This window comes from Streptomyces sp. NPDC001351 (genome assembly GCF_042896045.1).
Taxonomy (GTDB): Bacteria; Actinomycetota; Actinomycetes; order Streptomycetales; family Streptomycetaceae; genus Streptomyces.
Genome location: NZ_JBIAWS010000001.1, coordinates 705,923 through 727,229, shown reverse-complemented (window position 1 = coordinate 727,229; position 21,307 = coordinate 705,923). Strand labels below are relative to the sequence as shown.

The window sequence follows — 21,307 nt, the reverse complement described above, 5'->3', positions numbered from 1 at the left end:
GCACGCGGGAACGGGCCCGGCTACTTGATCAGGTAGATCGTGGCGAAGAGGCCGATCCACACGACATCGACGAAGTGCCAGTAGTAGGACACGACGATGGCCGCGGTCGCCTGCTCGTGGGTGAACCTCTTGGCCGCGTAGGTGCGGCCGAGAACGAACAGGAAGGCGATGAGGCCGCCCGTCACGTGCATGCCGTGGAACCCGGTGGTCAGGTAGAACACCGAGCCGTACGGGTCGGAGGACAGCGAGATGCCGTCCTTCTTCACCAGCTCCGTGTACTCGAAGATCTGACCGCCGATGAAGATCGCACCCATCACGAAGGTGACGATGAACCAGCCCCGGAGCTTCTTCACGTCCCCGCGCTCGGCGGCGAACACGCCGAGCTGGCAGGTGAGGGAGGAGAGCACCAGGATCGTGGTGTTGGTCGCGGAGAACGGAATGTTGAGATGACTCGCCATCTCCTTCCAGTGATCCGGACCGGTCACCGATCGCAGGGTGAAGTACATCGCGAAGAGGGCCGCGAAGAACATCAGCTCGGAACTCAGCCAGATGATGGTTCCGACGCTGGTGAGGTTCGGCCGGTTGACCGACGGGTGCGCGTGCCCGGTTTCTACTGTCGTTGCTGTCGCCACGACCGACATTATGTCGGTCGCTTATCCCGCCCTCACTCCGGGGGGTGCCGTTCGGAGTGTTGCTGCCGTCCATACCGGTGTTGACGTGGTGTTGAACGGAGTAACATCCGCCCCATCGGGCCTTTCCGTACGACGCTGACGTCTCGGAGGAACTATGCAGCCGACCGCCACGGTGCTGGTCTACAGCGACGACTCCAACACCCGCGAACAGGTGCGGCTCGCGACCGGGCGCAGGCCCGCTCCCGACGTTCCCGTCGTCGAGATCCTGGAGTGTGCGACGCCGGCCGCCGTCATCAAGGAGCTGGACCGGGGCGGGATCGACGTGTGCGTCCTGGACGGCGAGGCCGTGCCCATGGGGGGCATGGGGGTGTGCCGACAGATCAAGGACGAGGTGTTCAACTGCCCGCCGGTGCTGCTGCTCATCGGGCGGCCTCAGGATGCGTGGCTGGCCACGTGGAGCCGGGCGGATGCGGCGGTCACTCTGCCGGTGGAGCCTGTGGAGTTCGCCTCGGCGCTGGCTTCCTTGCTGCGGCAGAAAGCACTTCAGCAGAGCGCCTAGTAGCTCGGGGTACGGGTCTTTCGGCGACTGCGGGTCCGTTGTGGCTTGTCGCGCAGTTCCCCGCGCCCCTTAAGGGGCGCTGTCCCTCAGCCTCGTGTCAGACGTTCTGCGGTCTCAGTCTTGCCGCGTCGTCCGGGCTCGGGCCGTCGGGTGTGCCGCCCACCAGGGCGCTGCCTGCGCGCCAGTTCTTCCAGGTGAGGTTCCAGTCGCCGAAGCCGTTGCCGAAGGGCGCCATGGTCTCGCCGTTGGAGTTGATGACCTTCACCACGTCGCCCTCGTGGACGGTGTTGAAGAACCATTCGGCGTTGGCGGTGCTCATGCCGGTGCAGCCGTGGCTGACGTTGGCGTAGCCCTGGGAGCCCACGGACCAGGGGGCGGCGTGGACGTACTCGCCGCTCCAGGTGAGGCGGGTGGCCCAGTAGACGGGCAGGTCGTAGGAGTCGGCGCTGCCTTCGGCGATGCCCACGGTCGCGCTGCGCATGCGTACGAAGGACTGCTTGCCCAGTACGACCTTGACGCCGTTGCGGGTCTCGAAGCCGGGCTTGCCGGTGGTGACGGGGAGCTGCCTGATGTCCTCGCCGTTCTTGTACACCGTCATGGAGTGCGCCGCGGCGTCGGTGACGGCGATGATGCTGTCGCCGATGGTGAGCTTCAGCGGCTTGCTCCTGGTGCCCCACAGCCGGTCGCCGACCTTGATGCCGTCCAGGTTGCTGTGCACCTGGACCGTGGTGTGGGCGGGCCAGTAGTCCTTGGGGCGGTAGTGGAGTTCCTTGTCGTCCACCCAGTGCCAGGCGCCCTGCACGGCCGGAACGGAGTCCACGCGCAGCGCCCGTTCGACTATCGCACGCTGCGCCCTGTCCCTGACGGGCTGGTTGAGTTGGGCGGTGACGGGCTGGCCGACGCCGTAGTCGCCGGAGTCGGGGCCGAACTTCACATCCAGGCGCTTCTTGGTGCTGGGGGTGCTGGTGTCGAAGGCGAGGACCTTGCGGCCCGGCGCCCCGTCCTCGTCCTCCGTGCTCACCCGGACCGTGTAGTGGGCGTTGGCGGCGAGCGGGGAGGTGCTGTGCCAGTGGGTGCCGTCGGCGGAGAGTTCGCCCGCCACGAAGCGGCCTGCGGCGTCTGTGGCGGTGACGTCCGTGATACGGCCGCCGTCCTCGGCGGTGACCTCGAGGGGCTTGTCCGGGTCGGCCTTCTTCCCGTCACCGTTGAGGCCGTTGAAGGAGATCTGGTCCGTCGCGTCGTACGGCTTGTCGGCCAGCGGGTTGCCCCCGCTGCTGCAAGCGGTGCCGCCCGCGCCGAGGGCGATCACCAGCAGGGTGCAGCTGACGACGGTGCGGGTGCGCGGAGAGTGGTTCATGTCCCTCACGCTAGGGACGTTCGTCAAGGACGGCGCGCGGTGTAATCCGTACGAGGGAACGTTATTGGGGCAAAAGCGGGAGCCCGGACGCTCCTTACGGAGTGTCCGGGCTCCCCATGCGCCCTGCGCGTGCTACTGGGTGCGGTTCTCACCGCGGTAGTACTCGAAGACCCAGCCGTACAGGCCGATCATGATGATCGGCGCGGAGAAGTACAGCAGCCACCAGCCGATCGCGATCGACAGGAAGGCGAGCGCGCCACCGACCCCGAGGGCCAGCGGCTGCCAGCTGTGCGGGCTGAAGAACCCGACCTCGCCGGCGTCGTCCGCGACGTCCGCCTCCTTGTTGTCCATGGCACCCGCGTCGACCCGCTTGGCCGTGAAGCCGAGGTAGAAGCCGACCATGATGCACAGACCGAAGGCCAGGAAGAGTGCCGTGGTACCGGCCGGCTCCTTCGACCAGATGCCATAGACCACCGCCATGGCGAGGACGAAGACGCTCAGCCACATGAACATCGTGCCCTGAACCTTCACTTGCCGGCCTCCTTGCCACCAGCCAGAGCCTTCTCACCGTGAGGCGCGTTCTCGAGCTGGTCGAGAGCGGCGATCTCAGGGTGGTGCAGGTCGAACGCCGGGGATTCGCTGCGGATCCGCGGCAGGGTGAGGAAGTTGTGCCGCGGCGGCGGGCAGGACGTCGCCCACTCGAGCGAGCGGCCGTAGCCCCACGGGTCGTCGACGCCGACCGGCTTGCCGTACTTGGCCGTCTTCCACACGTTGTAGAGGAACGGCAGGATCGACATGCCGAGCAGGAACGAGCTGATCGTCGAGATCGTGTTCAGGGCGGTGAAGCCGTCGGCCGCGAGGTAGTCCGCGTAACGACGGGGCATGCCCTCGGCGCCCAGCCAGTGCTGGACCAGGAAGGTGCCGTGGAAGCCGATGAACAGCGTCCAGAAGGTGATCTTGCCGAGGCGCTCGTCGAGCATCTTGCCGGTCATCTTCGGCCACCAGAAGTGGAAGCCGGAGAACATCGCGAAGACGACGGTGCCGAAGACCACGTAGTGGAAGTGGGCCACCACGAAGTACGAGTCCGAGACGTGGAAGTCCATCGGCGGCGAGGCCAGGATGACACCCGTCAGACCACCGAAGGTGAAGGTGACCAGGAAGCCGGTCGCCCAGAGCATCGGGGTCTCGAAGGAAAGGGACCCCTTCCACATCGTTCCGATCCAGTTGAAGAACTTCACGCCGGTCGGTACGGCGATGAGGAACGTCATGAAGGAGAAGAACGGGAGCAGTACACCGCCGGTGACGTACATGTGGTGGGCCCACACGGTCACGGACAGACCCGCGATGGCGATCGTCGCGCCGATCAGGCCCATGTAGCCGAACATCGGCTTACGGGAGAAGACCGGGATGACCTCGGAGATGATGCCGAAGAACGGCAGCGCGATGATGTACACCTCTGGATGGCCGAAGAACCAGAAGAGGTGTTGCCACAGCAGGGCGCCGCCATTGGCCGCGTCGAAGACATGTGCCCCGAACTTCCGATCCGCCTCCAGCGCGAACAGCGCGGCGGCGAGGACCGGGAAGGCGAGCAGGACCAGCACCGCGGTCAGCAGCACGTTCCACACGAAGATCGGCATGCGGAACATGGTCATGCCCGGCGCACGCATGCAGATGATGGTGGTGATGAAGTTGACCGCACCGAGGATCGTGCCGAAGCCGGAGAAGGCCAGACCCATGATCCACAGGTCGGCGCCGACACCCGGTGAGCGGACCGCGTCCGACAGCGGGGAGTAGGCGAACCAGCCGAAGTCGGCCGCACCCTGCGGGGTGAGGAAGCCGCCCACCGCGATCGTCGAGCCGAACAGGTAGAGCCAGTAGGCGAACATGTTCAGCCGCGGGAACGCCACGTCGGGCGCGCCGATCTGCAGCGGCATGATCCAGTTGGTGAAGCCCGCGAACAGCGGCGTCGCGAACATCAGCAGCATGATCGTGCCGTGCATCGTGAACGCCTGGTTGAACTGCTCGTTCGTCATGATCTGCAGGCCCGGACGGGCCAGCTCGGCGCGCATCAGCAGCGCCATCACGCCGCCGATCAGGAAGAACGCGAACGACGTGACGAGGTAGAGCGTCCCGATCGTCTTGTGGTCAGTGGTGGTGAGCCACTTGATGACCACGTTGCCGGGCTGCTTGCGCCGGACCGGCAGCTCGTCCGCGTAGTGGGACTCTGCCGCGGCGCCCTGGGGTTCGTTGACGATGCTCACAGGTTGTTCGTCTCCCGGTTCTTCTCGTGGCTCGTCTGCGCGATGCCGGCGGGAACGTAACCGGTCTGCCCCTTCTTGGCGAGGTCCTTGAGGTGCTGCTCGTAGCGCTCGGGGGAGACGACCTTCACGTTGAACAGCATCCGGGAGTGGTCGACGCCGCAGAGCTCGGCGCACTTGCCGAGGAAGGTGCCCTCCTTGTTGGGGGTCACCTGGAAGGCGTTGGTGTGGCCCGGGATGACGTCCATCTTCATCAGGAACGGCACCACCCAGAAGGAGTGGATGACGTCACGCGAGGTCAGGACGAAGCGGACCGTCTTGCCCTTGGGCAGCCACAGCGTCGGACCCGGGTTGCCGGTCTGCGGGTTCCTCGTGGCCGGCGTACCGACGTCGTAGACACCGCCGGCGTTCGCCGGGAACGCGTTCTTGAACCGGTCCGGAATGCCGGCCAGGTTCTGGTCGGTCTTCGCGTCACCGGTGACACCGGGCACGGGCTCGATGTAGTTGAAGCCCCAGCTCCACTGGAAGCCGACGACGTTCACGGTGACGTCGGGCTTCTTGTCGGAGAGGCTGAGCAGCTTCGACTCGTCGCGGGCCGTGAAGTAGAACAGCACCGAGACGATGACGAGCGGAACCACCGTGTACAGCGCCTCGATCGGCATGTTGTACCGGGTCTGCGGAGGAACTTCGACCTTCGTGCGGCTGCGCCGGTGGAAGAAAGCACTCCACAGGATCAGGCCCCACACCAGCACGCCGGTGGCGAGCGCGGCAGCCCAGGAGCCCTGCCACAGGGAGAGGATCCGCGGAGCCTCTTCCGTGGTCGGGGTGGGCATACCAAGGCGGGGGAAGTCCTTGTATGTGCAACCGGTGGCGGTCGCCAGGACCAGGCCCGCGGTCATTGCCTGCAGCAGCTTCCGCCGCATCGGGCGCCGCGGCGAGCGGTCGGAGCCGTTGGGACTCACGTAGCGCCTTCCCGAGAGTCTCGCCCGCGCGGTTGGCTGCGGCCTGCCTTCTTCGGTGGTCGGTCGCCGCCCTGCGTCGGGCAGGGGTTTGGATGTTTATGCGGACCAAACCCTAGCCGACGCCCTCCGGGGGGTCGCGGGGAGGGGGGCCTATGCAATGGGGTGGTTCGCTGGTTTGGCGGGTGCGGGCCGTATGTGGCTTGTCGCGCAGTTCCCCGCGCCCCTTGAGGCCGCTGCAGTGAACGGCGGTTTAGCGTTGCTGCGTGGCCTACTTCGACGCTGCTTCCAGTGCTCCTCTTCATCCCGTTGCCCGGCAGGCTCTGCTGGCCTCGCTGGATGAAGGGTGGGCAGATCCCGCACGGCTGTACCGCGAAGGGCGGCGGGCTCGGATGCTGTTGGATGCGGCTCGGGAAGCGGCCGCCGAGGCTGTGGGATGCCGTGCCGACGAGCTGGTTTTCACCTCTTCCGGGACGCGGGCCGTGCATGCCGGGATCGCTGGGGCGTTGGCCGGGCGTCACCGGGTTGGGCGTCACCTGATCGTGTCGGCGGTCGAACACTCCTCGGTGCTCCATGCGGCTGACGCGCACGAGGCCGGCGGGGGGAGCGTCACGCAGATCGAGGTGGACCGGCAGGGCAGGGTGACGCCTGCGTCGTACGCGGACGCCCTGCGTCCGGACACCGCGCTGGCCTGTCTTCAGTCGGCCAACCACGAGGTGGGGACCGAGCAGCCCGTGGCCGAAGTGGCTGCGGTGTGCCGGGAGTCCGGTGTGCCGTTGCTGGTGGATGCGGCGCAGTCGCTCGGGTGGGGGCCGGTGGCGGGCGACTGGTCGCTGCTCACGGCCAGTGCGCACAAGTGGGGCGGGCCCTCCGGGGTGGGGCTGCTCGTCGTACGAAAGGGTGTGCGGTTCGTGTCGCAAGGGCCCGCGGACGAGCGGGAGTCGGGGCGGGCCGCCGGGTTCGAGAATCTGCCGGGGATCGTGGCCGCGGCAGCCTCGCTGCGGGCGGTGCGGGCGGAGGCAGAGCAAGAGGCGGTACGGCTGCGGGAGCTGACGGAGCGGATCCGGGTGCGGGTGCCGCAGTCGGTGCCGGACGTGGAGGTGGTCGGGGATCCGCGGCGGCGGCTGCCGGGGATCGTCACCTTCTCCTGTCTCTATGTCGACGGGGAGACATTGCTGCACGAGCTGGACCGGGAGGGTTTCTCCGTCTCCTCCGGGTCGTCCTGCACCAGCAGCACGCTGACGCCCAGCCATGTGCTGAAGGCGATGGGGGTGCTGAGTGAGGGGAATGTGCGGGTTTCGCTGCCGATGGGGACGCCGGAGGAGGACGTCGAGCGGTTCCTGAAGGTGCTGCCGGGGGCGGTGGCGGGGGTGCGGGAGAAGCTGGGGGCACCGGCTGCGGCGGCAACCGTGCGGCAGGACGACGCGCTGGTCGTCGACGCGCTCGGCAAGCGCTGCCCGATTCCCGTCATCGAGCTCGCCAAGGTCATCGGGGACGTACCGGTGGGCCGCACGGTGCGCGTCCTGTCCGACGACGAGGCGGCGCGGCTGGACATCCCCGCCTGGTGCGAGATGCGGGGCCAGGAGTACGTGGGTGAGGAGCCGGCGGACCACGGTGCCGCGTACGTGGTCCGCCGGGTCTCGTAGGTCAGGCCAGGTGCTTCTGGACCTCGGCGGCGGCCTCGTCGCCGTAGGCCTTGGCGAACCGGTCCATGAAGTGGGCGCGCCGCAGCTGGTACTCCTGGGTGCCGACCGTCTCGATGACGAGCGTGGCGAGCATGCAGCCGACCTGGGCCGCGCGCTCCAGGGAGACGCCCCAGGCGAGCCCGGAGAGGAATCCGGCGCGGAAGGCGTCGCCGACGCCCGTGGGGTCGGCCTTGCGCTCCTCCTCCGCGCAGCCGACCTCGATCGGGTCCTCGCCGGCCCGCTCGATGCGGACGCCCCGGGAGCCGAGGGTGGTGACGCGATGGCCGACCTTGGCGAGGATCTCGGCGTCGCTCCAGCCCGTCTTGGACTCGATCAGGCCCTTCTCGTACTCGTTCGAGAAGAGGTACGTGGCGCCGTCCAGCAGTATCCGGATCTCGTCGCCGTTCATCCGGGCGATCTGCTGGGAGAAGTCGGCGGCGAAGGGGATGGACCGGGAGCGGCACTCCTCCGTGTGGCGGAGCATCGCCTCCGGGTCGTCGGCGCCGATCAGGACCAGGTCGAGGCCGCCCACGCGGTCCGCGACGGTCTTCAGCTCGATCTGGCGGGCCTCGCTCATGGCGCCCGTGTAGAAGGAGCCGATCTGGTTGTGGTCCGAGTCCGTGGTGCACACGAAGCGTGCGGTGTGCAGGGTCTCGGAGATACGGACCGAGTCGGTGTCGACGCCGTGCCGGTCCAGCCAGGCGCGGTACTCGTCGAAGTCGAAGCCGGCGGCGCCGACCAGGATCGGGGTCGTGCCGAGCTGACCCATGCCGAAGGCGATGTTGGCGCCGACGCCGCCCCGGCGTACGTCGAGGTTGTCGACCAGGAAGGAGAGCGAGACCGTGTGCAGCTGGTCCGCGACAAGCTGGTCGGCGAAGCGGCCGGGGAAGGTCATGAGGTGGTCGGTGGCGATGGAGCCGGTGACTGCGATGCGCACGGCGGGGACTCTCCTGTGAGAGACGGGAGCGTGGATTGACAGTTCACGCTACCGGGTCGTAGCCGGGCTCTGAAGTGGCCGAAACTACCCGATAGTAGATCTTTCTTCACCGGCTTCGGCGTGCATACGGTTCCGGTATGACGAACCTGAAGGTCCATGCCCCGGTCCCGGTCGACCTGGAAGGCGACCTCGCGTCGCTGCGTGGCGACTGCGCCCGGATGGTCCCCCACTGGGCCGCCCCCGACCGCATCACTTCCCGTCCGGTCTCCCCGTCACTCATCCACGGCGTGATCGTGCCGCCGAAGTCGGCCCGCCTGCTGGACTCGATGTCGGACTACGGCGACTGAGCACGGGTCCGCAAGCCCGCTACGGCCCGGTCGCCGCGCCGGCGCATGTGAAGGGAACCGCGCGCTCCCCTGCTGCGTCCCATCGCCGTCCCCCGCCAAGGGGATGTGCGATACGACCCTCCCGGGGCCCGTTTTGACAGGGTCGGGTCAGGGTCACAGGACAGCTGTGCAGGCGAAGGAGCGATGCGGTGAACAGCGAGCGACCCGACAACGACGCCCCGGACGAGAACGGCACCGCCGGCTCCGCCGAGGAGCGGGGTGCCGTGGAGGAGCAGGGCGCGGTGGGCGCCGAGGCTCCGGGCGTCACGGAGGGCGACGCGGACGCTCCTGGGGAGGAAACCGGCGCGGAACGTGGTGCGGCCGAGAGGGAGGACGCTACGGCGGCCGCCGTAGCCGAGGAGCCGGCGGCGGTTGAGGAGACCGCCGTAGCCAAGACGGCCGTGACGGACGACAAGACCGCCGTAGTCGAGGCAGCCGTGACGGACGACGAGATCGCCGTAGCCGAGACGGCCGTGACGGACGACGAATCCGCCGCAGCCGAGGAGACCGCGGCAGCCGAGGAAACCGCCGTAGCCGAGGAGACCGAGACGGCCGCGGAGAGCGAGGCTGCCGCAGAGGCCGGGGGCGGCGCGGAGGCCGAGGCAGCCGAGGCTCCGGCGGCCGTCGAGGGCGGCGCTGAGATTCACGACGCCACGCCCGATCCGGACGCGCAGGAGCCCCGTCCCTCCCGGCGCCGCTCCCCCGTGCTCATCGCCTCCGTCGCCGCTGCCGTGCTGCTGGTGGGCGGTGGCGGGGCGTACCTCGCCGCTTCGGCCTCCGGCGGGTCCGGCGGGCGTACGGGCTCCGGGGCCTCCGGCGACGGCACCACTCCCCCGCCGCTCGCGCTCGACGGCTACTCCGAGGGTGCTACGAACGGGATCGCGCCCGGGGAACCCAACCCGTACGGCGTGCAGTACAAGGCCGACGGCACGCTGCCCGACGGGCCGGATTCCGCGCCCGTGTACCGGGCGGCCGGCGAGGTCACCAAGGGCGAGGTGGCGCGGCTGGCCGAGGCGCTCGGGCTGGACGGAACGCCGGTGGCGCAGGGGCAGGCCTGGCAGGTCGGGCCCGCCAAGGACGGATCCGGGCCGAGCCTGGTGGTGGACAAGCAGGCGCCGGGGACGTGGACGTTCCACCGGTACGCGGCCGGCACCGACGCCTGTCGGAGCGCCATCGCGTGCACGAAGGATCCCGCGAACCCGGCCGGCGCCACGGTGAGCGAGGCCGCCGCGAAGAGGGCCGCGGCGCCGGTGCTGAAGGCGGTCGGCCAGGACGACGCGAAGGTGGACGCGAGCCAGGTCATGGGCGCCCAGCGGGTGGTGAACGCGAACCCCTTGGTCGGCGGGCTGCCCACCTACGGCTGGACGACCGGGCTGACCGTCGGCGCCCAGGGCGAAGTGGTGGGCGGCAGCGGGCAGTTGAAGGCGCCGGTGAAGGGTGACACGTATCCCGTGCTGGGTGCGCGGAAGACGCTGGACCTGATGAACTCGGCACCCACGACCGACCACCGCATGGGCATCGGCGGCTGCGCCAGCCCCGTACCGCTGAAGGACCGGCTGGAGGCGCCGTGCGGGCAGTCGACGTCCGGGGCGGGCGCGACGCCGGCGAAGCAGACCGTCACGGTGGACGGCGCGGTGTTCGGGCTGGCCGTGCACGCGGTGGACGGGCGGCAGGCGCTGGTGCCGTCCTGGCTGTTCCAGGTGAAGGGTGCGGGCGCGCAGAACGGCTTCACGGTGACGTATCCGGCCGTCGACCCGAAGTACCTGGCCTCGCGCTCGACGACGCCGTCCGGGGCGCCCACGCCTTCGGCGAGCGCGCCGGCCACCCGTGACGTCAAGGTGGACAGCTACACGGCCGACGGCAGGAACCTGACCGTGCTCTTCACCGGTGGGGTGTGCGGCGACTACGACGCGAAGGCGAGCGAGAGCGCCGACAAGGTGACCGTCACGGTGACCGAGACACCATGGAAGAACAAGGTCTGCATCATGATCGCCAAGCAGCTGACGCGGACCGTGCAGTTGGACGAGCCGCTCGGCGACCGGAAGGTCGTGGGCTCGGACGGCAAGGAGATCTCGCTGCCGAAGCCGGGCCCGCTGCGGCCGCAGGCGACGGCCGGGGTGCAGTAGCCCGCCGGACGAGCGAAGGCGGCGGCCCCGTCGGAGGGGGCCGCCGCCTTCGGCGTATTCAGATGTGGGGCTCAGCTGAAGGAGTCTGTGGGGCTCAGCTGAAGGAGTCGCCGCAGGCGCAGGAGCCCGTCGCGTTCGGGTTGTCGATCGTGAAGCCCTGCTTCTCGATGGTGTCGACGAAGTCGATCGACGCGCCGCCCAGGTACGGGGCGCTCATGCGGTCGGTGACGACCTTGACGCCGCCGAAGTCCTTGACCACGTCTCCGTCGAGGGAGCGCTCGTCGAAGAAGAGCTGGTAGCGCAGGCCGGAGCAGCCGCCGGGCTGAACGGCGACACGCAGGGCCAGGTCGTCACGGCCTTCCTGGTCGAGCAGGGCCTTGACCTTCGCCGCGGCGGCGTCGGACAGGATGATGCCGTCGGTGACGGTGCTGGTCTCGTCCGATACGGACATCTACATCTCTCCCGGGTTGTACGGAGACTGCTTGCCGACTGGTGCAACCGGCAAGGCCGCGGATTCATTCCGGGCCGGGTGCCTGTTTTTCGGCACCTCCTTCATGCTCGCACATGCGATGGCGGGCGGAAAACGGCTCATCGGGATTCATGTCACATCGACGCAATGACCATCGTCAAACTGACGTGAAGCGGGTTATGATAGATAGCGTCAGTTCGACGAGAAGCATGTCCTAGAACGTCCATCCGCAGGACCTCCAGCAGAACCTCCCGCAGAACAGAAAGGGTGCGTGTCGTGACCACCGCCCAGACCCCGGAGCTCGACGTACAGCCGACTCCTCTCGCCCTGCTGCTGCTCGGCCGCGAGGCCGACCCGAAGAGCGAGCGGGGCGTCGAGTGCCCCGGCGACCTGCCGTCCCCGTCCGACCCGGACCTGGTGGCGCGCGCCCGCGCGGCCAAGGAGAAGCTCGGCGACAAGGTCTTCGTGCTCGGCCACCACTACCAGCGCGACGAGGTCATCCAGTTCGCCGACGTCACGGGTGACTCGTTCAAGCTGGCCCGGGACGCGGCGGCGCGCCCGGAGGCCGAGTACATCGTGTTCTGCGGTGTGCACTTCATGGCGGAGTCCGCGGACATCCTGACCTCCGACGACCAGAAGGTCGTCCTGCCGGACCTCGCGGCCGGGTGCTCGATGGCGGACATGGCCACCGCCGAGCAGGTCGCCGAGTGCTGGGACGTGCTGACCGAGGCCGGGATAGCCGAGCAGGTCGTGCCGGTCTCGTACATGAACTCGTCCGCGGACATCAAGGCGTTCACGGGCAAGCACGGCGGCACGATCTGCACCTCCTCCAACGCCCAGCGGGCCCTGGAGTGGGCCTTCCAGCAGGGCGAGAAGGTGCTGTTCCTGCCCGACCAGCACCTCGGCCGCAACACCGCCGTCCGCGACATGGGCATGTCCCTGGAGGACTGCGTCGTCTACAACCCGCACAAGCCGAACGGCGGGCTGACGGCGGACGAGCTGCGCGCCGCGAAGATGATCCTGTGGCGCGGCCACTGCTCGGTGCACGGCCGGTTCTCGCTGGACTCGGTGAACGATGTGCGCGAGCGCATCCCGGGCGTGAACGTGCTGGTCCACCCGGAGTGCAAGCACGAGGTCGTGGCCGCGGCGGACTACGTGGGCTCGACGGAGTACATCATCAAGGCCCTGGAGGCCGCACCCGCCGGGTCCAAGTGGGCCATCGGCACGGAGCTCAATCTCGTACGACGGCTCGCGAACCGTTTCGCGCCCGAGGGCAAGGAGATCGTCTTCCTCGACAAGACGGTCTGCTTCTGCTCGACCATGAACCGCATCGACCTGCCCCATCTGGTCTGGGCGCTGGAGTCGCTGGCCGAGGGCAACCTGGTCAACCGGATCGAGGTCGACAAGGAGACGGAGGCGTTCGCGAAGCTGGCGCTGGAGCGGATGCTGGCGCTGCCGTAGCCGTCTGCCCCGCTGTCACCCCGGGACGGGTTTCCGCCCGGGGTGCGCGGGATCCAGGCTGAAGACGGTGCCGTCCGGGGTGCTCACGACCAGCGCGCCGTCGTACAGGAGCACCTTGGACTTGGTCACGTCGCCGCTCGCGAGCTGGTCGGCGTGGGCGCCCGTCTCCCACAGCAGCGTGCCCTTGCGGGTGTCGAGGGCGGCGACCCGGCCGCTGGTGCTGGCCAGGTAGAGGGTGCGGGTGCGGGCGTCGTACGTGGGCTGTCCCGAGCCCTCCACGCCGGTGCGGGTCTGCCACAGCGGTCTGCCGGTCAGCGGGGACACGGCGGTCACCCGGCCGTTGGCCTGGGTGATCCACAGGGTGTCGGCGGCCAGCCGCACCGAGCCGTCGTAGGTCGTCGTCAGCTTCGTGGTGGTGGCGGCGCCGGTGTCCGGGTCGAGCAGCCAGATCTCGCCGAACTTCAGGTCCTCGGGGCGGGCCGGGCCGGTTGTACCGCCGACCACGAAGGCCAGCCGGCCGCCGACGGTGCCGAGCAGGCTGCTCGTGTACGGGGTCTTCAGCCGCCGCAGCACCGATCCGTCGGCCTTGTTCAGCTCCAGGAGTACGGCGCCCTTGGCCGCGTCGTCCGGGAAGCACTGCGCGTACAGGCGGGAGCCGGCCGTTGTGAACTGGCAGTAGTCGTCGGAGGGCAGCTGCAGGGTCCAGCGGTCGGTGCCGGTGCGCGCGGAACGGGCCGTCACCAGCCGGCCGGTGGGGTCGGGGGTCAGGACGAGGTCGCCGGAGACGATCTGGTCGACGGTGACGTTGTTGCGCAGACGGGACCACAGCTGCTCGCCGCTCCTGGTGTCGAGGGCGACGATGCTCGCCTTGGTGCTGCCGTCGGCCCCGTAGACGTCGTGCTGGAGGAGCATCGCGTCGTCCCGCACCCCGAGGAGTTCGAAGTTGTCCCGCGCCTTGTCCGCGCCCTCGGCGGAGGTCGCGAGCGCGGAGCGCCAGACTGTCTTGCCGGTACGGCCGTCCAGACGGACCGGGAGGATGTTGTTGCCCGCGCAGTAGACCGCGTTCTCGTACGTCTGGCAGGTGGCGTCGCCCGCGTCCGCGCTGTCCTTCGCGAGCGGGTTGGTCTCGCCCCGCTGTGCCGTCTCGTACATCGTCGTCTGCCAGGGCTGCCAGCCGGTGGGAACGGCCGCCCAGCGGGAGTCCGCGGACGAGGCGGAAGCCGCCGCCGGGGCGCCGTCCGGGAAGCCGGGTCCGAAGCGTATGTACCACCCCGTCCCCAGGGCCAGCACGCCCACCGCGCAGGCCACCACCGGCAAGGGGCGCAGCCTGCGGCGTCGCGTGCGCCCGGACCGGGTGACCTTTCCTGGCCCCGCGCCGCCGGTCCCGGCGTATGTCTCCTCGAAGGTCCCCGGGTCGGCGAGGCGGACGGTCGTGGTGTCCGGGTCCATGGGGCCGGGCTCGGGCAGGGCCTCGGCGAACTCCTTCGCCAGTACGTCCAGTGAGGGCCGGTCGGCGGCGTCCTTGACCAGGCAGCGCTCCAGGACCGCGCGCAACGGGCCCGGTACGCCGTCCAGTTCGGGCGGCTCGTGGACGACCCGGAAGGCGGTCAGGTACGGGCTGTCGGCGTCGAAGGGGCCGCGTCCGGTGGCCGAGAAGACCAGGAGCGCGGCGAGCGAGAAGACGTCCGAGGCGGGTCCGACCGTGCGGGCGTCGGTGAACTGCTCCGGTGACATGAAGGGCGGGGTGCCGATCATCTGGCCGGTCTCGGTGAGGGTGTTGTGGTTCTCCACGGCACGGGATATGCCGAAGTCGATGACGCGGGGACCGTCCTCGGCCATCAGGACATTGGCCGGCTTGAGGTCCCGGTGCACCACTCCGGCCCGGTGGATGTCCTGCAGCGCCTCCACCAGTCCCAGGGCGAGCCGCCGCAGTGGGGTGCCCTTGAGGGCGCCGTGGTCGCGGATCCGTTCGGCGAGGGAGCTGCCCGCGACGTACTGGGTCGCCATCCAGGGCCGTACCGCCTCCGGGTCGGCGTCCACGACCGGTGCGGTGAAGGCGCCGCTGACCTTGCGGACGGCCTCGATCTCCTGCCGGAACCGGGCGCGGAAGACCTTGTCCTCCGCGTACTGGGCGTGCACCACCTTGACGGCGACGTCACGGCCCGAGCGTGATCTGCCCCAGTAGACGACCCCCATGCCGCCGGACCCGAGCCGGTCGACCAGCTTGTACCCGCCGACCGATTTCGGGTCGTCCTTGTACAGCGGCACGCCCGAATCCCCTTCCATGCACGGCTGTTCGAGGCCACAGGATACGTAACGGGGACGGCGTCGTCGTTGGTGAGACGGTCGGCAGGCCCGACGAGTTCGTCACCTACGGCCGGTTTCGGGGTCGGTGATGGCGTAGTCGCCGTAGGCGTCGACGACGAGGGGACAGCGGCCGCCCTCCAGGGGCAGGGTCGGCAGCTGGGCCGCATCACCGCCCGGACGGACACGAACAACTCGTCGTACCACTATGTCTACGACGAGGAGGGCCGCTGCACCTCCCAGTGGGACGAGGCGGGCTACCTGCGGAACACGTTCGCCTACGGCGAGGTCGACCCGGACACCGGTCTGCGGACCGTCACGGCAACCAACTCCATGGGCCACAGCACGCGTTACCGGGTCAACGGTGATCTGCAGGTCGGCAACCGCACACAGGTGACCGACTCCTCCGGGGCCACGACCCGCTTCACCCACGACGCCCTCGGGCACCTGTCGGCGATCACGGGCGCGAGGACCACGGTCCGCTGCCATCCCGCGGGCCTGCCGCTGGAGATCACCGATCCGCTGGGCGCGGTCACCCGCTACGAACGTGACACTTTCGGCAGACCTGTATCAATCACGGACCCGACCGGTGCGGTGACCCGCCTGGAGTGGACGGTCGAGGGCCGACTGGCCCGCCGTATCCCGGCCGACGGCACCACGGAATCGTGGACGTACGACGGCGACGGCAACTGCACCAGCCGCGCCGCTGCTATGCCCGCGCCGACATCCCCTTCTTCGAACTGGAACACCAGCGAGTTTCCTCTGACTCGTCGCAGAGGCCCGGCCTGCACGATCGGGCAGGCCGGGCCTCTGCGCTGACTACACCCCCGCCGGTTCCAGCACCTCCGCCTCCTCGGACTCCAGGGACTCCCTCTTCGCCGCCCGCTTCTTCGCCCGCCGCTCCTTCCGGAGCTCCAGCATCGCGTACAGCGTCGGGACCAGGAGGAGGGTCAGCAGGGTCGACGTGATCAGGCCGCCGATCACCACCACCGCCAGGGGCTGGGCGATGAAGCCGCCCTCGCCCGTGACGCCCAGGGCCATGGGGAGGAGGGCGAAGATCGTCGCCAGCGCCGTCATCAGGATCGGCCGCAGGCGGTGCCTGCCGCCTTCCACCACGGCCTCCACGACGCCGTAGCCCTGCTTACGGTACTGGTTGATCAGATCGATCAGCACGATCGCGTTCGTCACCACGATGCCGATCAGCATCAGCATGCCGATCATCGCGGGGACGCCCATCGGGGTGCCCGTGGCGACCAGCAGGCCGATCGCGCCCGTCGCCGCGAAGGGGATGGACACCAGGAGGATGAGCGGCTGGGCGAGGGATCGGAAAGTCGCCACCAGCAGCATGAAGACGATCGCGATCGCCGCCAGCATCGCCAGGCCCAGGTTCTTGAACGCGCTGTCCTGGTCGGACGTGACGCCGCCGATCTCGGCCGTGGCGCCCGCCGGGAGCTTCAGGGCCTTGATCCTGGACTGGAGCTTGGCGCTGACCGCGCCCGTGTTGTCGCCCGTCGGCTTCGCGGTGATGGTCGCCGCGCGCCGGCCGTCGATACGGGTCATGGACACCGGGCCGTCCACCAGCTGCACCGTGGCGATGTCGCCCAGTTTCACCGGGCCCAGCCGGAGGTTCTTGAGTTGGGCCAGTGTCGTCGCCGGGGTCGCCGACTTGATGACCACGTCCCGCTCGGTGTCGTCCAGGATCGCCTTGGCCGCCGTGGTGCCCTTCACTGCCTGGGCGACCGCCGCCCCTAGGGTCTGGTCGTTGAAACCGGCCGCCGCGGCGCGGGAGTTGGCCTTCACCGAGATGCGCGGCACGCTCTGCGAGAGGTCGCTGGTGACGTCCGTGACGTGGTCGAGGCCGGCCACCGCCGCGCGCACCTGATCCGAGGCCTTGCGCAGGACGTTCCCGTCGGCCGCCTTCACGACCACGCTCAGGTCCTGGTTGCCGAACCCGGCGCCGGCCGAGACCGTCGTCGTACCGATGCCGGAGAGCTTCTTAAGACCTGACTCGATGGCGTCCTGGACCTGTGTGGCCGACGCGTCGTCCTTCAGCATCACCTGGTACGACGCGTGGTTGCTGTCCGTGCTGCCGCCGAAGGCCGCCATGAAGCCGGACGAGCCGACCGTCACCTGGTAGTCCTTGACGCCCTTCACCGAGCCGAGCAGCTGCTCGACCTTCTTCGCCTGCTGGTCGGTCGCGGCCAGGCTGGTGCCCGGCTTCAACTCCTGCTTGACGGTGAGGACTTCCTGATCGCCCTGGTCGAAGAAGTTCGTCTTCAGCAGCGGCGCCATGCCGAAGGTGCCCACCAGGATCACCACCGCCAGCAGCACGCTGGTCAGACGGCGGCGGGTGGCGAAGCGCAGGACGGGGACGTAGACGCGCTGGAGGCGGCTTCGTGTCTCCTTCTCCTCCGCCTTGCGGCGGGCCTCCTCCGCGTCCTCAGGTGTGCCCTTCGGGGCGCGCAGGAACCAGTACGACAGGACCGGTACGACCGTCAGGGACACGACGAGCGAGGCCAGCAGGGCCGCCGTCACCGTCAGACTGAACGGGCCGAACAGCTGGCCCACCATGCCGCCGACCAGGCCGATCGGCAGGAAGACGGCGACCGTGGTGAGGGTGGAGGACGTCACCGCGCCGGCCACCTCGCGGACGGCGTTCAGGATCGCCGCCTGGCGCTCCTCGCCGTAGCCGAGATGCCGTTTGATGTTCTCCAGGACGACGATCGAGTCGTCGACGACCCGGCCGATGGCGATCGTCAGCGCGCCCAGCGTCAGCATGTTCAAGGACAGGTCGCGCGTCCACAGGACGATCAGGGCCAGGACGACGGAGAGGGGGATCGACACCGCCGTGACGAGTGTCGAGCGGACCGAGGCCAGGAAGACCAGGATCACGAGGACGGCGAAGAGGAGGCCCAGCCCGCCCTCCGTCGTCAGGCCGCTGATGGCCTTCGAGACCGCAGGGCCCTGGTCGCTGACGACCGTGATCTTCGTGCCGGAGCCCAAGTCCTTGCGCAGGCCCGGGAGTTTGTCCTTGACCGCATTCGAGATGGCGACCGCGCTGCCGTCGTGGTCCATGGTGACCGTCACGGCGAGGGAGGGCCTGCCGTCGGTGCGGGTGATGGAGTCGGCGGTGGCCTGCTCCTGTTTGACCGTGGCGACGTCGCCCAGGCGGACCGGGACCGGCTTCTTGGCCGCAGCCGACGTGCCCTCGCCCGTGACCATCAGGTTCTCGATCTGGGCGAGCGAGGTGAAGCCGCCGCCCACCTGGACGGTGCGGTTGTTGCCGCCCTCGTCGAAGGAGCCCGCGGGGACGGTCGCGCCGCCCGCCTGGAGGGCCTGCGACAGCGCCTGCGCGGTCAGGCCGGCCTTCGCCAGCTTCTCGTCGTCCGGAGTGACGGTGACCTGCAGGTCCCGTACGCCGTCGACCGTGACCCGGCCGACGCCGTCGATGCCCTTCAGGCCCGGCACGACGGTCTTGTCGAGCTGGTCGGCGAGGGCCTGCTGGTCCTTGCCGGAGGTGACGGCGAGGACCACGGTCGGCATGTCGTCGGTGGAACCGGCGACGACCTGCGGGTCGACGCCGTCCGGGAGCTGGGCCCGGGACCGGTTGACGGCCTGCTGGACATCGGCGACGAGCTGCTTGGTGTCGTTGCCGTAGTCGAAGGACGCCATGATCACGGCGTTGCCCTCACTGGCCGTCGAGGTGACGCCCGAAATGCCGTCCACGGCTTCGAGGTTGTTCTCGAGGGGCTCCACGACCTGCTTCTCGACGACGTCCGGGGACGCACCCTGGTACGGCGCGAGGACGGACACCACGGGCAGTTCGATGGAGGGCAGCAGCTGCTGCTTGAGCTGGGGTATCGCAATGGCTCCGAAGGCGAGCGCGATGACGGACATCAGGCCGATCAGGGCCCGTTGCGCGAGGCTGAATCTGGACAGCCAGGACATGGGTCAGGGTTCTCTCTTCTGTGGGCGGCGGCAGAAGTGGCCACCTACACCCTGAGTCATCGGTCCACGGTGATCCGTAGGCCCCAGGTCCATTTCCTTGTACGGCGCATACTCCGGCCGTAGTACGGCCGGGTAGAGCTCACTCCACCCTTGGACGTACCAGCCCGGACTCGTACGCGATCACCACCAGCTGGGCCCGGTCGCGGGCGCCCAGCTTGGCCATGGCCCGGTTGACGTGGGTTTTCACGGTGAGGGGGCTGACCTCGAGGCGTTCGGCTATCTCGTCGTTGGAGTGGCCGCCGGCGACCTGGACCAGGACCTCGCGCTCGCGGACGGTGAGCGCCTCCAGGCGTTCGGCGCGGGCGGGGTCGCGGCGGTCGTCGTCCGCGCCGCCCTGGGCGAGGAAGCGGGCGATCAGGCCCTTGGTGGCGGTCGGGGAGAGCAGGGCCTCGCCGCCGGCCGCGATCCGGATCGCGTTCAGCAGTTCCTCCGGTTCGCTGCCCTTGCCGAGGAAACCGGAGGCGCCGGCCCGCAGCGACTGCACGACGTAGTCGTCGACCTCGAAGGTGGTGAGGATGACGATGCGGACGTGGGCCAGGGTGGGGTCGGTGCTGATCATGCGGGTGGCGGCGAGGCCGTCGGTGCCGGGCATCCGGATGTCCATCAGCACGACGTCGGCCCGCTCCTCCTTGGCCAGCCGCACCGCCTGAGCGCCGTCGGAGGCCTCGCCGACGACCTCCATGTCGGGCTCGGAGTCGACGAGCACGCGAAAGGCGCTGCGCAGCAGTGCCTGGTCGTCGGCGAGCAGGACGCGGATCGTCATGCGGTTCCCCCCGGGGCGGCCGTACGGGTCTTGACCGGCAGGATCGCATGGACGCGGAAGCCGCCGCCGTAGCGGGGGCCGGTGGTGAGGGTGCCGCGCAGGGCGGTGACGCGTTCGCGCATGCCGAGCAGGCCGTGGCCGCCGCCGTTGTCGGGGGCGTCGTCCTCGCCGGAGCCGTTGTCCAGGACGGTGATCTCCACGTTGGGGCCCACGCGTACGACGCTGACCTCGGCCTTCGCCTCCGTACCGGCATGTTTCTGGACGTTGGTGAGGGCTTCCTGGATGACGCGGTACGCGGCCAGGCCGACGGCGGCGGGGAGGGTGGTGCCGTTGTCGGCGCGGGCGACCTCGACATGCAGGCCGGCGCTGCGGAAGGTGCCGACGAGTTCGTCGAGGCGGTCCAGGCCGGGGGCGGGTTCGGTGGGGGCCTCGGGGTCGCCGGACTGGCGCAACAGGCCGACGGTGGCGCGGAGTTCGTTCAGTGCGGAGCGGCTGGCCTCACGGACGTGGGCGAGGGCCTCCTTGGCCTGGTCGGGGCGCTTGTCCATGACATGTGCGGCGACGCCCGCCTGGACGTTGACCAGGGCGATGTGGTGGGCGACGACGTCGTGCAGATCGCGGGCGATCCGCAGGCGTTCCTCGGCGACCCGGCGGCGGGCCTCCTCCTCGCGGGTGCGTTCGGCCCGCTCGGCGCGATCGCGGATGGCCTGGACGACGGCGCGACGGCTGCGGACGGCGTCGCCGGCGGTGGCGCCGATGCCGGTCCAGGCGAAGATGGCCAGGTTCTCCTGGGCGTACCACGGGAGGGGGCCGAACAGCATGGAGGCACCGGTGAGGACGGTCATCGTGAGCAGGCCGAGGCGCCAGGTGGTGGGGCGGTCGGTGCTGGCGGCGACGGTGTAGAGGGCGATGACCGCGGACATCGCGACGGGGGCGCGGGGGTCGCCGACGACGCACTCGACGAGGGAGACGGTGCCGGTGAGGGCGAGGACCGTCCTGGGGGCGCGGCGGCGGAAGACCAGGGCGAGGGCGCCGAGGGCCATGAGGACGAGGGCGAGGGCGTCGGGGGTGCGGACGCCCCAGGTGACGCCGTTCTTGCCGTGCGGGTCGACGAAGGAACCGGCCACCATGGCGGCGAGGACGCCGGCCGCCAGGGTCGCGTCCAGCGCGAGGGGGTGCGCCGTCAGGCGACATCTCGTTCGTTCCAGGGTGCCGCTCACGTTTGAACAGTACGGCGTCCCTGCGGGGCTAGGAACGGGGGTCGGCTGCTCCCCCCCCTTGTCCTGTACCCGGCGGTGACGTGGCCGCACTGGGGGCTGCCGCCCCCAGACCCCCACTTCGGCCCTTAAGGGGCCTCGTCCTCAAACTCCCCCACTCTCGGCTTCGCTCGAGCGGGGGGACCC

Annotated in this window: 17 protein-coding genes; 6 read left to right on the top strand and 11 right to left on the bottom strand. The window is 69.5% G+C overall.

What is annotated here, in order from left to right:
* Nucleotides 1–20: 20 nt before the first annotated feature.
* On the bottom strand, nt 21–641 hold the full coding sequence (locus ACFY1U_RS03305; RefSeq protein ID WP_390692430.1) for a heme-copper oxidase subunit III: 621 nt from the start codon (nt 639–641) through the stop codon (nt 21–23).
* A 145-nt stretch (nt 642–786) separates the two neighbouring features.
* Between ACFY1U_RS03305 and ACFY1U_RS03300 the strand changes: the two genes are divergently transcribed.
* A complete protein-coding gene (locus ACFY1U_RS03300) occupies nt 787–1,191 on the top strand; it encodes a hypothetical protein (protein ID WP_390692428.1) in 405 nt (134 codons plus the stop codon).
* Nucleotides 1,192–1,288: 97 nt separating this feature from the next.
* Here the strand turns inward: ACFY1U_RS03300 and ACFY1U_RS03295 are convergent, their stop codons facing one another.
* From ACFY1U_RS03295 to coxB, 4 genes are all read right to left on the bottom strand, one after another.
* Nucleotides 1,289–2,548: an Ig-like domain-containing protein gene (locus ACFY1U_RS03295; protein WP_390692427.1), complete on the bottom strand. Its 1,260-nt coding sequence runs from the start codon at nt 2,546–2,548 to the stop codon at nt 1,289–1,291.
* A gap of 132 nt (nt 2,549–2,680) precedes the next feature.
* Nucleotides 2,681–3,079, bottom strand: coding sequence for a cytochrome c oxidase subunit 4 (locus ACFY1U_RS03290; RefSeq protein ID WP_390692426.1), 399 nt, complete (start codon nt 3,077–3,079; stop codon nt 2,681–2,683).
* Entirely contained in the window at nt 3,076–4,809 is a 1,734-nt protein-coding gene (gene ctaD, locus ACFY1U_RS03285) for a cytochrome c oxidase subunit I (protein WP_390692425.1), read from the bottom strand. The genes ACFY1U_RS03290 and ctaD overlap by 4 nt, the downstream gene beginning before the upstream one ends.
* Entirely contained in the window at nt 4,806–5,768 is a 963-nt protein-coding gene (gene coxB, locus ACFY1U_RS03280) for a cytochrome c oxidase subunit II (RefSeq protein ID WP_390692424.1), read from the bottom strand. The genes ctaD and coxB overlap by 4 nt, the downstream gene beginning before the upstream one ends.
* Before the next feature lie 263 nt (nt 5,769–6,031).
* Between coxB and ACFY1U_RS03275 the strand changes: the two genes are divergently transcribed.
* Nucleotides 6,032–7,411: a cysteine desulfurase/sulfurtransferase TusA family protein gene (locus ACFY1U_RS03275; RefSeq protein WP_390692423.1), complete on the top strand. Its 1,380-nt coding sequence runs from the start codon at nt 6,032–6,034 to the stop codon at nt 7,409–7,411.
* Nucleotide 7,412: 1 nt separating this feature from the next.
* On the opposite strand, the gene ACFY1U_RS03270 is transcribed toward ACFY1U_RS03275, so the two are convergent.
* The gene (locus tag ACFY1U_RS03270; RefSeq protein WP_390692422.1) at nt 7,413–8,387 is read right to left on the bottom strand and encodes a carbohydrate kinase family protein; all 975 of its coding nucleotides are present in this window, start codon (nt 8,385–8,387) and stop codon (nt 7,413–7,415) included.
* Between the two features lie 137 nt (nt 8,388–8,524).
* On the opposite strand from ACFY1U_RS03270, the gene ACFY1U_RS03265 reads away from it, so the two are divergent.
* Together ACFY1U_RS03265 and ACFY1U_RS03260 are read left to right on the top strand one after the other, a co-directional pair.
* Nucleotides 8,525–8,734, top strand: coding sequence for a hypothetical protein (locus tag ACFY1U_RS03265; protein ID WP_030932599.1), 210 nt, complete (start codon nt 8,525–8,527; stop codon nt 8,732–8,734).
* A 188-nt stretch (nt 8,735–8,922) separates the two neighbouring features.
* Nucleotides 8,923–10,899, top strand: coding sequence for a hypothetical protein (locus ACFY1U_RS03260; RefSeq protein ID WP_390692421.1), 1,977 nt, complete (start codon nt 8,923–8,925; stop codon nt 10,897–10,899).
* A 94-nt stretch (nt 10,900–10,993) separates the two neighbouring features.
* On the opposite strand, the gene ACFY1U_RS03255 is transcribed toward ACFY1U_RS03260, so the two are convergent.
* Nucleotides 10,994–11,350 carry an iron-sulfur cluster assembly accessory protein gene (locus ACFY1U_RS03255; protein WP_030582488.1) on the bottom strand — a complete coding sequence of 119 codons (357 nt, stop codon included), beginning with the start codon at nt 11,348–11,350 and terminating at the stop codon, nt 10,994–10,996.
* 294 nt (nt 11,351–11,644) lie between these two features.
* On the opposite strand from ACFY1U_RS03255, the gene nadA reads away from it, so the two are divergent.
* Nucleotides 11,645–12,829 carry a quinolinate synthase NadA gene (gene nadA / locus ACFY1U_RS03250; protein WP_390692420.1) on the top strand — a complete coding sequence of 395 codons (1,185 nt, stop codon included), beginning with the start codon at nt 11,645–11,647 and terminating at the stop codon, nt 12,827–12,829.
* 15 nt (nt 12,830–12,844) lie between these two features.
* Here the strand turns inward: nadA and ACFY1U_RS03245 are convergent, their stop codons facing one another.
* Nucleotides 12,845–15,097, bottom strand: a complete 2,253-nt coding sequence (locus ACFY1U_RS03245) for a protein kinase (protein WP_390692419.1) — start codon at nt 15,095–15,097, stop codon at nt 12,845–12,847.
* Nucleotides 15,098–15,166: 69 nt separating this feature from the next.
* Between ACFY1U_RS03245 and ACFY1U_RS03240 the strand changes: the two genes are divergently transcribed.
* Nucleotides 15,167–15,952, top strand: a complete 786-nt coding sequence (locus tag ACFY1U_RS03240) for a hypothetical protein (protein WP_390692418.1) — start codon at nt 15,167–15,169, stop codon at nt 15,950–15,952.
* On the opposite strand, the gene ACFY1U_RS03235 is transcribed toward ACFY1U_RS03240, so the two are convergent.
* From ACFY1U_RS03235 to ACFY1U_RS03225, 3 genes are all read right to left on the bottom strand, one after another.
* Nucleotides 15,953–19,081: an efflux RND transporter permease subunit gene (locus tag ACFY1U_RS03235; RefSeq protein WP_390692417.1), complete on the bottom strand. Its 3,129-nt coding sequence runs from the start codon at nt 19,079–19,081 to the stop codon at nt 15,953–15,955.
* A 139-nt stretch (nt 19,082–19,220) separates the two neighbouring features.
* A complete protein-coding gene (locus tag ACFY1U_RS03230; RefSeq protein WP_390692416.1) occupies nt 19,221–19,904 on the bottom strand; it encodes a response regulator in 684 nt (227 codons plus the stop codon).
* A complete protein-coding gene (locus ACFY1U_RS03225) occupies nt 19,901–21,124 on the bottom strand; it encodes a sensor histidine kinase (RefSeq protein ID WP_390692415.1) in 1,224 nt (407 codons plus the stop codon). The genes ACFY1U_RS03230 and ACFY1U_RS03225 overlap by 4 nt, the downstream gene beginning before the upstream one ends.
* Nucleotides 21,125–21,307 lie beyond the last annotated feature (183 nt).

Excerpts from the sequence above, each read along its gene's own strand:
- ACFY1U_RS03295 (WP_390692427.1), bottom strand. The coding sequence starts at position 2,548 with ATGAACCACTCTCCGCGCACCCGCACCGTCGTCAGCTGCACCCTGCTG.
- ACFY1U_RS03230 (WP_390692416.1), bottom strand. The coding sequence starts at position 19,904 with ATGACGATCCGCGTCCTGCTCGCCGACGACCAGGCACTGCTGCGCAGC.
- ACFY1U_RS03235 (WP_390692417.1), bottom strand. The coding sequence starts at position 19,081 with ATGTCCTGGCTGTCCAGATTCAGCCTCGCGCAACGGGCCCTGATCGGC.
- ACFY1U_RS03300 (WP_390692428.1), top strand. The coding sequence starts at position 787 with ATGCAGCCGACCGCCACGGTGCTGGTCTACAGCGACGACTCCAACACC.
- ACFY1U_RS03255 (WP_030582488.1), bottom strand. The coding sequence starts at position 11,350 with ATGTCCGTATCGGACGAGACCAGCACCGTCACCGACGGCATCATCCTG.
- ACFY1U_RS03265 (WP_030932599.1), top strand. The coding sequence starts at position 8,525 with ATGACGAACCTGAAGGTCCATGCCCCGGTCCCGGTCGACCTGGAAGGC.
- ACFY1U_RS03305 (WP_390692430.1), bottom strand. The coding sequence starts at position 641 with ATGTCGGTCGTGGCGACAGCAACGACAGTAGAAACCGGGCACGCGCAC.